Origin of the sequence: Dactylosporangium sp. NPDC050588 (genome assembly GCF_040654975.1) — a bacterium.
Taxonomy (GTDB): Bacteria; Actinomycetota; Actinomycetes; order Mycobacteriales; family Micromonosporaceae; genus Dactylosporangium; species Dactylosporangium maewongense.
On the sequence record NZ_JBFAJA010000024.1, the window covers coordinates 125,076 to 133,340 of the forward strand.

At 73.0% G+C, this 8,265-nt stretch carries 8 protein-coding genes; 4 read left to right on the top strand and 4 right to left on the bottom strand.

The window, feature by feature from the left end:
- Positions 1 to 38: 38 nt before the first annotated feature.
- A complete protein-coding gene (locus AB0I21_RS18855) occupies positions 39 to 932 on the top strand; it encodes a LysR family transcriptional regulator (RefSeq protein WP_344499466.1) in 894 nt (297 codons plus the stop codon).
- Positions 933 to 1,368: 436 nt separating this feature from the next.
- Here AB0I21_RS18855 and AB0I21_RS18860 read toward each other — a convergent pair whose 3' ends face one another.
- Together AB0I21_RS18860 and AB0I21_RS18865 are read right to left on the bottom strand one after the other, a co-directional pair.
- The gene (locus tag AB0I21_RS18860; protein WP_360562644.1) at positions 1,369 to 1,872 is read right to left on the bottom strand and encodes a tyrosine protein phosphatase; all 504 of its coding nucleotides are present in this window, start codon (positions 1,870 to 1,872) and stop codon (positions 1,369 to 1,371) included.
- 73 nt (positions 1,873 to 1,945) lie between these two features.
- Positions 1,946 to 2,329: a VOC family protein gene (locus tag AB0I21_RS18865; protein ID WP_360562646.1), complete on the bottom strand. Its 384-nt coding sequence runs from the start codon at positions 2,327 to 2,329 to the stop codon at positions 1,946 to 1,948.
- 133 nt (positions 2,330 to 2,462) lie between these two features.
- Here AB0I21_RS18865 and AB0I21_RS18870 point away from each other — a divergent pair, with 133 nt between their 5' ends.
- The gene (locus tag AB0I21_RS18870; protein ID WP_360562648.1) at positions 2,463 to 3,398 is read left to right on the top strand and encodes a WYL domain-containing protein; all 936 of its coding nucleotides are present in this window, start codon (positions 2,463 to 2,465) and stop codon (positions 3,396 to 3,398) included.
- 967 nt (positions 3,399 to 4,365) lie between these two features.
- On the opposite strand, the gene AB0I21_RS18875 is transcribed toward AB0I21_RS18870, so the two are convergent.
- Complete coding sequence (locus AB0I21_RS18875; protein ID WP_360562650.1) at positions 4,366 to 5,052, bottom strand: hypothetical protein; 687 nt, start codon at positions 5,050 to 5,052, stop codon at positions 4,366 to 4,368.
- Between the two features lie 132 nt (positions 5,053 to 5,184).
- Between AB0I21_RS18875 and AB0I21_RS18880 the strand changes: the two genes are divergently transcribed.
- Positions 5,185 to 6,354 carry a histidine kinase gene (locus AB0I21_RS18880; protein ID WP_360562652.1) on the top strand — a complete coding sequence of 390 codons (1,170 nt, stop codon included), beginning with the start codon at positions 5,185 to 5,187 and terminating at the stop codon, positions 6,352 to 6,354.
- 206 nt (positions 6,355 to 6,560) lie between these two features.
- Positions 6,561 to 7,232: a response regulator transcription factor gene (locus AB0I21_RS18885; RefSeq protein WP_360562654.1), complete on the top strand. Its 672-nt coding sequence runs from the start codon at positions 6,561 to 6,563 to the stop codon at positions 7,230 to 7,232.
- 336 nt (positions 7,233 to 7,568) lie between these two features.
- Here AB0I21_RS18885 and AB0I21_RS18890 read toward each other — a convergent pair.
- Positions 7,569 to 8,265 (bottom strand): CHAT domain-containing protein (locus AB0I21_RS18890; RefSeq protein WP_360562656.1); only part of this gene is annotated, 697 nt, incomplete at its 5' end.

Consider the following 8,265-nt stretch of genomic DNA (forward strand, 5'->3'; position numbering starts at 1 on the left):
AAGGCATTGCCGATCCCCCCTTCCGCTTTGGAGTGCGTATGCGGATCGAGCAGCTCACATACCTGGCCGCGGTGACCCGGCACGGCTCCCTGCGCCGTGCCGGCGAGGAGCTGCACGTGTCGCAGCCCGCGCTGAGCGAGGCGATCCGCAAGCTCGAACAGGAGCTGGGCGTGCGGCTGCTGGACCGGCGCCGCTCGGGCGCCCGGATCAGCGCCGCGGGTCAGGAGCTGCTGCAGCCGATCGTCGACGTCCTGGAGGCCGTGGACCGGCTCAAGGCCGCCGCGGGCAACCAGCGGACCAGCCGGCGGCTGCTGCGCATCGGCACCGTCAACGCCGGCACCGCCGCGCTCGTCCTGCCGGCCGTGCGCGCCTTCCAGGCCGCCGACAGCGCGGCCGTGGTCGAGGTCCGCAACCTCCAGCAGGACGAGATCCACGTGTCACTCGCCGAGGGCACCCTCGACCTGGGCCTCGTCAACCTCCTCGACGGCGACGACGTGCCACCCGACCTCGAGGCGACCCCGCTGCTCACCGGCCGCCCCGCCGCCGTCCTGCCCGCCGGCCACCCGCTCGCCGCGGGCGCCGAGGTCACCGTCGACGACCTGCGCGCCGAGCGCTTCGTCGCCATGCGCGCGGGCTACCTCATGCACCGCTTCGCCCACCGCCTCTTCGGCGCCGACCTGCCGGCGCGCTGGCACTCCACCGACGGCGCGGAGATGGGCAAGATGATGGTCGCCGAGGGCATCGGCCTCACCGTCCTGCCCGACTACAGCGTGCACGGCGACCCGCTCGAACGCGCCGGCCTCATCGTCACCAGGCCCCTGCGCGGCGACACCACGGTCGTCACCATGGCCGCCCTGCACCGCCGCCAGCCCCGGGTCCCGCCGGCCATCGTCGAGATCCTGTCCCACCTACGCGCCCGCGCCCGCACTTGACCGTTGTTTCAGGTGGCCGACTTCTCAGGTGGCCGTCTTTTCACGTGGCCGTCTTTTTCGGGTGGCCGTCTTTTTCGGGTGGCCGTCTTTTTCGGGTGGCCGTCTTTTTCGGGTGGCCGCGGTGTGCCGGTCGAGCGTGGCGAGCCGCTGGTGCCGCACCGGCCCGGGCTCCAGCGCCCGGTGCATGCGGATGACGCTCCTCGTGCAGGCGGGCGCCGGGCAGTGCCCTGAGCACCATCACCCGGTCGTCGGCCCACAGCGCCTCCGGCTCCCCGAACCACCGGCAGGCGGCCGGCTCACGCCGCCGCCGCTCCACCCGGAACGCGTCGTCCGTCGTGATCGTCTTTACGACCACCGGCACCTCTCGGTAGCTGCCGGGCGGTCACCAGCGACTTGCCGGTGCGGTGCAGCACCCGGCCGACGGTCGGCCCGGCCGTCACCGCCACCGTCGCCCGTCCACCTCCAGCAGCGCGTCCGGCCAGGTCCGCTGGTCAGGGGTGTCGGGGACGGGCACGCCGCGCGCTTGCTCGAGGCGCTGCCAGGCGAGCGCGGGCGGGACGCCGTCGAGGGCCAGGATGCCGGCGGCGAGCATGGCCGAGCGCCCGATCCCGAACCGGCAGTGCGTCACCACGTGCCCGCCCGCGCGGACCAGGCCGGCGAGGCGCCGCAGCTCGGGCAGGACCACTCCGGGCGCCGGCACGCCGCGGTCCGGAATCGGGACCGCCACGAACTCCAGGCCCGCGTCGCCGGCCGCCCGAGGCTCGTCGGCGAGATCGACCTCGACCAGCTCCTCGGCGGTCAGCGCGCACACCAGCACACCGACGCCGGCCCCGCGCAGGGCGGCCATCTCGTCCGCGAGCCAGTCCCCGCCGCGCGGTTTCGCCATGGTACTGACCCTGCCGGCCCCCGGCAGGTCGACGGTGAACAGGTTCGGGCGCATGCTTCTCCGTCTGCTTTGTGACCTTGTGACCCGCCGGCACGGGTGGCCGTGCCGGCGGATCCGTGGACGTGGGTCAGGCGATGTCAAGGACCCAGGTGACGCCGAAGCGGTCCTTGAGCATGCCGTACAGCGGCGACCAACCGGACGGCGCGAGGTCCTGGACGATCGTCGCGCCGCTGGACAGCGCCTTCCAGTAGGCGGTGATCTCGTCGGCATCGGTGCCGCGGACCGAGACGAAGACGGGCTTGTCGCCGGCGTCGTACGACAGCGCGGCGGGCACGTCGTAGGCCATGACATGGAAGCCGTTGTCCGCCCGGACCTGACCCCACATGACGTGCTCCACGTCGTCGGCGTGGGGGACGAGGACGATCTCACCGCCGAAGGCGGACTGGTAGAACTCCAGCGCCTGACGGGCGTCGCCGCGGAAGTTCAGGTGCGTGGTGGTGGTGATGCTCATCGTAGCTCCTTGGGTTTGTCTGGCTGTGCGACCCGCTTGTCTGGCTGTGCGACCCGCTTGTCTGGCTGTGCGACCCGAGGCTGCCAGCGGTAGGTGCCAGGTTGTGGCACCTTTGCCGGGCAAGATGGATCTCATGCCGAAGACCTCCGCCCGCCTGCTCGCCCTGCTGTCGCTGCTGCAGACGCGGCGGGACTGGCCGGGGATGTCGCTCGCCGAGCGGCTCGAGGTCAGCCTGCGGACGGTACGCCGGGACGTGGACCGCCTGCGGGAGCTCGGCTACCCGATCGTGGCGCTCAAGGGCCCCGACGGCGGCTACCGGCTCGGCGCCGGCACCGAGCTGCCGCCGCTGCTGTTCGACGACGAGCAGGCCGTCGCGCTGAGCATCGCGCTGCAGGTGGCCGCGACCACCCCCGGCAACGGCACCGCCGAGGCCGCCGCGCGGGCGCTGCACACCGTCAGGCAGGTCATGCCCGCGCGACTACGCCACCGGATCGACACCCTGCACATCACCGCCGCTGCTCCCGTGCCGGCCGCTGCCGAGCCAACGGTCGGCGGCGATGTACTCATGGCACTCAGCACCGCCGCACACGCCCGGGAGGTCCTACGCTTCGACTACGCCGACCGCGGCACGCGCCGGGTCGAACCTCACCACATCGTGACCTGGGACGGACGCTGGTACCTGGTCGGCTGGGACCTCGACAGGAAGGATTGGCGCATCTTCCGCGCCGACCGGATCACCCTGCGCACCCCGAACGGCCCCCGGTTCACGCCCCGCCCCCTCCCCGGCGGCGACGTCGCCGCTTACGTCACCGGCACCTTCCACCGCAACACCTGCCGCGGCGTGGTGATCCTGGACCTCCCGGCCGCCACGGTCGCCCAGTACACCCGCGCCGGCATCGTCGAAGAACTCGCCCCCAACCAGTGCCGCCTGACCCTCGAGTCATGGTCGTGGATGGCCCTCGCCGCCTCCATCGCCAGATTCGACGCCGACCTCCAGGTCATCGACCCCCCGGAACTCCGCGCCGCCTGCACCCGCCTGGCCCACCGCTTCCTGAACGTGACCCCCTGACCCCTGCTCCACACCGCGCCGGCATCGACTACCTCGCGCCCAACCGGAGCCCAACACCTCACCCACACCGGCGACCGGGCCGCGCTCACCACCGTGGTCAACCCAGCACACCCCGCACCGAACCCGGCTCACCCCCTTCCAGACCACGGCAGCCTGAACCACCCCACCCCACCCCGACCAGAGCTCAACCATCCCCACCGCCCGGCACGCCCCACACCAGACCAGCCCACCGACACTCGACCGCAAAGCCGAACCACCTCACGCCCGACCAGAGCCCAACCACCCAGTCCCACACCGCCCCAGCACACCCCGCACCGACCCCGGCACGCCCACTCCAGACCGCGGCAGCCCGAACCACCCCTCACCCGACCAGAACCCAACCATCCCCACCCGACCAGAACCCAACCATCCCCACCGCCCGGCACGCCCCACACCAGACCAGCCCACCGACACTCGACTGCAAAGCCGAACCACCTCACGCCCGACCAGAGCCCAAACACCCCATCCCACACCGCCCCAGCACACCCCGCACCGACCCCGACCCACCCACTCCAGACCGCGGCAGCCTGAACCACCTCTCATCCGACCGGAACCCAGCCGTCCTCCCCCACCCCGACCCAGCACACCCTGCACGGACCCGACCGACCCAGTCCAGACCGCGGCAGCGTGAACCACCCCCTCGCCCGACCAGAACCCAAACACCCCACCTACGCCGACCCAACGCGCACCGCACCGGACCCGCCCACCCATGCCGGGCTGCGGCGGACCCAGACGCCTCGCCAACGCCGACCCCGCGCACCGCACTGGACCAGGCGCGGGCCGCACGTCGCGGTCACTCGGATGCAACCCCTTCTCCCGGACAACCCACGGTGCACCCCAAACGACCCTTGGATCTCGCCTCGCCCCCTCTTCTGGTACAGGCGCTAACCATCGCTCGGCGGGCCGGCACCCCCCGACTTCGCGGCTCTCAGGCCGCGCCGGCCGCGCTCAAACCGTCGCTGGCTCCTCCTGGGCGGTGGCGACCGGCATGCCTCACCGCGCCGAAGGCGTTGAGCGCCACACCCCAGATCAGCAGGACGGTCAGCCACTGCAGCCAGGCCTGCGCGCTCATCTGGCCGGATAAGAGGTGCCGCGCCGTCTCGTACGGTGTGAGCCAACGCCACCCGGCGACGGGACCCAACGCGAGCCACACCGCGAACGGCAGGAACGTGGCGGGGAACGCGGCCCGGGGTGAGCGCAGCAGCAGCCCCATGCCGGTGCCGACCAGTTGGGCGAGCACCTGCACCAGCACGCCGCCGGCCGCGATGGTCGCCGCGTGGTCCCACGCGCCTGCCGACGCCTTGAACGCCAGGCCCGTCGCGCAGAACAGCACGCCGAGCGCGCCGACGCCGGCCGCCACCAGGACTGCGGCCAGCAGCGTCGGAGTCAGGCGGGCGCGGATGTCCGAGCGGTGCAAGTCATGGACGAGCAGGATGCCGAGCAGCGGCACGGTGACCGACATCAGACTCTGCGCCGGGTCGCTGAGCCCGGCGAGGGTGCGGTCGGGCACACCGAACGCCACCGCCGCGCCCACCAGCAGGGTGGCCGCGACCAGCCAGCGTCGGCGCCTTGTTCCTATGCATCGCCGGATCGCGGTGAGTGTGTGCTGCCACATCGGGTCGCCTCCGTTTCGATCTGAGGCCAACTCTGACGCGGGCAGCTCGGCGGCGCATCGGCCAAATTATGGGGACCGATACCCGACTTTGGTAGGTGCCGCCGCGGCGGGTGTCGCTCGTAGGCTGCGTGCATGTCGGCGCTGCTGTTCGCACTGCTCGTCCCCGGGCCCGGGGACGACATGTCGACGCGCCGGCGTGATCGGCTGGCCGACGCGATCGCGATCGGGCTGGCCACGGCGTATGGGGCGCTGATGGTGCCGCTCGGCGACGCGACGAAGCCCGGGGCGGCGATCCCCTGGCAGGTGGACGTGGGCATCGGCGTGCTGTGCGTCCTCACGCTGGTCGTGCGGCGGCGACATCCGCGCGCGGTGGCGCTGGCGCTGCTGCCGTTCGGGGCGGTGTCGGTCATGGCCACCGGGGCGATCACCGTGGCCCTGTTCACGGTCGCGGTCCGGCATCGGGCGGCGGTCGTGCTGTGGCTCGGCGCGGCCAACGTGGCCACCGCCGCCGTGTACTTCCTGCTGCAGCACGACCCGCCGTTCCCCCTGTGGGTCGACCTGCTGATGCGGTCCGTGGTCACGGCCGCGGCCGTCGGGTGGGGGCTGTTCGTGCGGGCGTACCGGCGGCTGACCCAGTCACTGCGGGACCATGCGGCGCGTCTCGAGGCCGAGCAGCACCTGCGGATCGAGCAGGCGCGGCTGACCGAGCGCACGCGGATCGCCCGGGAGATGCACGACGTCCTCGCCCACCGGCTGTCGCTGATCAGTCTGCACGCGGGGGCGCTCGAGGTGCGCACCGACGCGCGGCCGGAAGAGACGGCGCTCGCCGCCGGCGCGATCCGGGGCAGCGCGCACGAGGCGCTGCAGGAGCTGCGCACGGTGTTCGGGATCCTGCGGGAGCGGCCCGAGCCGCCGCAGCCCGGCCTCGGCGACCTGCCCGACCTCGTCGACACGGCCCGCGCCTCGGGCATGACGGTCGGCTTCATTTCGACGGTACCGGCAGACGGCCCGGCCGTGATGCTCGGGCGGACCGTGTACCGGTTCGTGCAGGAGGGCCTGACGAATGCCCGCAAGCACGCCCCCGGCAGCGACGTCCAGGTGCGCCTCGACGGCACCGCCGGCGCGGAGCTACGGGTCACGGTCACCAACGCCCTGGACCCGGTGCACCGTTCGCCGATTCCGGGCTCGGGCCTGGGCCTCGTCGGCCTGCGCGAGCGTGTCGCTCTCGCGGGTGGCCGAGTCGAGCACGGCACCGACCGCGACACGTTCCGCCTCCAGGCCTGGCTCCCATGGCCGCCGTAATCCCCCCTCGGCCGAGCGGGGACGGCCAGCCGAGCGGGGTCGGCCGGACAAGCGGCACCGGACAGCCAGACGGACCCGGGCCGCCGAGCGTGGCCGAGCAACCAGGCAAGGCCGACCAGTCGGGCGGGACCGGGCAGCCAGGCAGGACCAAACAACCAAGCGGGGGCGAGCAGTCGAGGGGTGGGCAGCCGGGCCGGGCGGGGCGGGTGGAGCGGCCGATTCGGCTGGCGATCGTGGACGATGATCCGCTCGTACGGGCGGGGTTGCGCATCCTGATGGGTGGGTCGCCCGACATCGAGGTGGTGGCGGAGGCGGGAGATGGGGCGGAGGCGGTCAACGTTGCCGGGGCGCACTGGCCTGACGTGATGCTCATGGACATCCGCATGCCGCGCGTTGACGGGCTGGTCGCGACGCAGCGGATTCGGGGGCGGGTGGGGGCGCCGCAGGTGGTGGTGTTGACGACGTTCGACGCGGATGAGTATGTGCTCGAGGCGCTGCGGGGTGGGGCGAGTGGGTTTCTGCTGAAGGACACGCCGCCGCGGGAGATCATCGAGGCGGTGCGGACCGTTGCCGGTGGCGGTGCGATCCTCTCCCCCACGGTCATCCGGCGGCTCATCGACCATGTCGCGGACCCGCATGCCGGGCCGCGGCGGGACAGGGCCCGGGCGCGGCTCGCGGGGCTGACCGAACGGGAGCGGGAAGTCGCGGCCGCACTCGGGCGGGGGCTGACCAATGCGGAGATCGGCGCCGAGCTCGGTATGAGTGTGCCGACCGCCAAGGGGCATGTGTCGCGGCTGCTGTCGAAGCTGGAGCTGAACAACCGCGTGCAGGTGGCGCTGCTCGTTCATGACGCCGAGATCATGCCGTTCGGCGCATGATGCGACCCGCCGCCGAGACTGGCGTTGATGGACATGGGATCTGGCTGAGCATGTCGGTCTGGGTGGCGTCGATGGCATGGGCCGCGATGGTTTCGCGTGCCGGCTTCTTCAGCTGGACGGGGCAACAGCTGGCCGCGGTGCTGCGTCGACGCCGCCGAGGTGCTGGACCTGATCCGCCGACCGGCCGCACGCGGCGGAGGGCCGATCCGCCGACCGACCGCACGCGGCGGGGAGCCGATCCGCCGACTGGTCGCACGCGGTGGGGACCTGATCCGCTGGTCCCGCGGTGGGGACCTGATCCGCTGGTCCCGGGGAAACGGTGGGTCGGGGTGCGGGTCAGGCGGCGCCGAGGCAGACGAACGGGCCGGGGTGGTCCTTGGTCGCGGCGGCGAGGGCGGTCGCGGCGTCGGCACCGGCGTGGATGTGGCGGTGGAACGCCGTCATCGTGGCCATGGCGGTGTCGTCGCCGACGCGGCTGGTGCTGGCGATGACCGTGGCGGTGCCGGTGGTGAGGAGGGCGGCGGCCATGCCGAGGGTCTCGTCGCCCGGGCGGACCTCGGACTGGCCGAGGTCGCAGGCGGACAGGACGACCATCGTCGGGGGTTTGGTCAGGCGTTGGAGGTCGTAACCCATGAGCGGGCCGCCGGCCAGGTCGAGGGCGGAGAAGAGCGGGTTGTCGGGCTCGTGGTGGCCGTGCGCGGCGATGTGGGCGATGCCGGCGCCGTCCATGGCGGCCAGTGCGGCGGCGGGGGTGGCGGCCGCGCCGGTGAGGACGGTCGCGGCGCGGTCCAGGGCGGCGATCGCGTGGATCTCGGCCTCGGCGCGGTCGTTTCCGGGCCCCGCGAGCAGCACCGTGGCGGAGGTGACGGCCGCGCCGATCAGCGCCCCCGTGGCATGGGCAGCGGCCGAACCGGTCAGCGCCGCCGCGGCTGAGGCAGCAGCCGAGCCCGACAGCCCCGCCGCGGCTGAGGCGGCGGCCGAACCGGACAGCCCCGCCGCGGCTGAGGCGGCGGCCGAACCGGACAGCCCCGCC

Bases quoted from the DNA above. Each gene is read 5' to 3' on its own strand.
- AB0I21_RS18875 (WP_360562650.1), bottom strand. From the start codon at position 5,052: ATGTGGCAGCACACACTCACCGCGATCCGGCGATGCATAGGAACAAGG.
- AB0I21_RS18870 (WP_360562648.1), top strand. From the start codon at position 2,463: ATGCCGAAGACCTCCGCCCGCCTGCTCGCCCTGCTGTCGCTGCTGCAG.
- AB0I21_RS18860 (WP_360562644.1), bottom strand. From the start codon at position 1,872: ATGCGCCCGAACCTGTTCACCGTCGACCTGCCGGGGGCCGGCAGGGTC.
- AB0I21_RS18865 (WP_360562646.1), bottom strand. From the start codon at position 2,329: ATGAGCATCACCACCACCACGCACCTGAACTTCCGCGGCGACGCCCGT.
- AB0I21_RS18855 (WP_344499466.1), top strand. From the start codon at position 39: ATGCGGATCGAGCAGCTCACATACCTGGCCGCGGTGACCCGGCACGGC.
- AB0I21_RS18880 (WP_360562652.1), top strand. From the start codon at position 5,185: ATGTCGGCGCTGCTGTTCGCACTGCTCGTCCCCGGGCCCGGGGACGAC.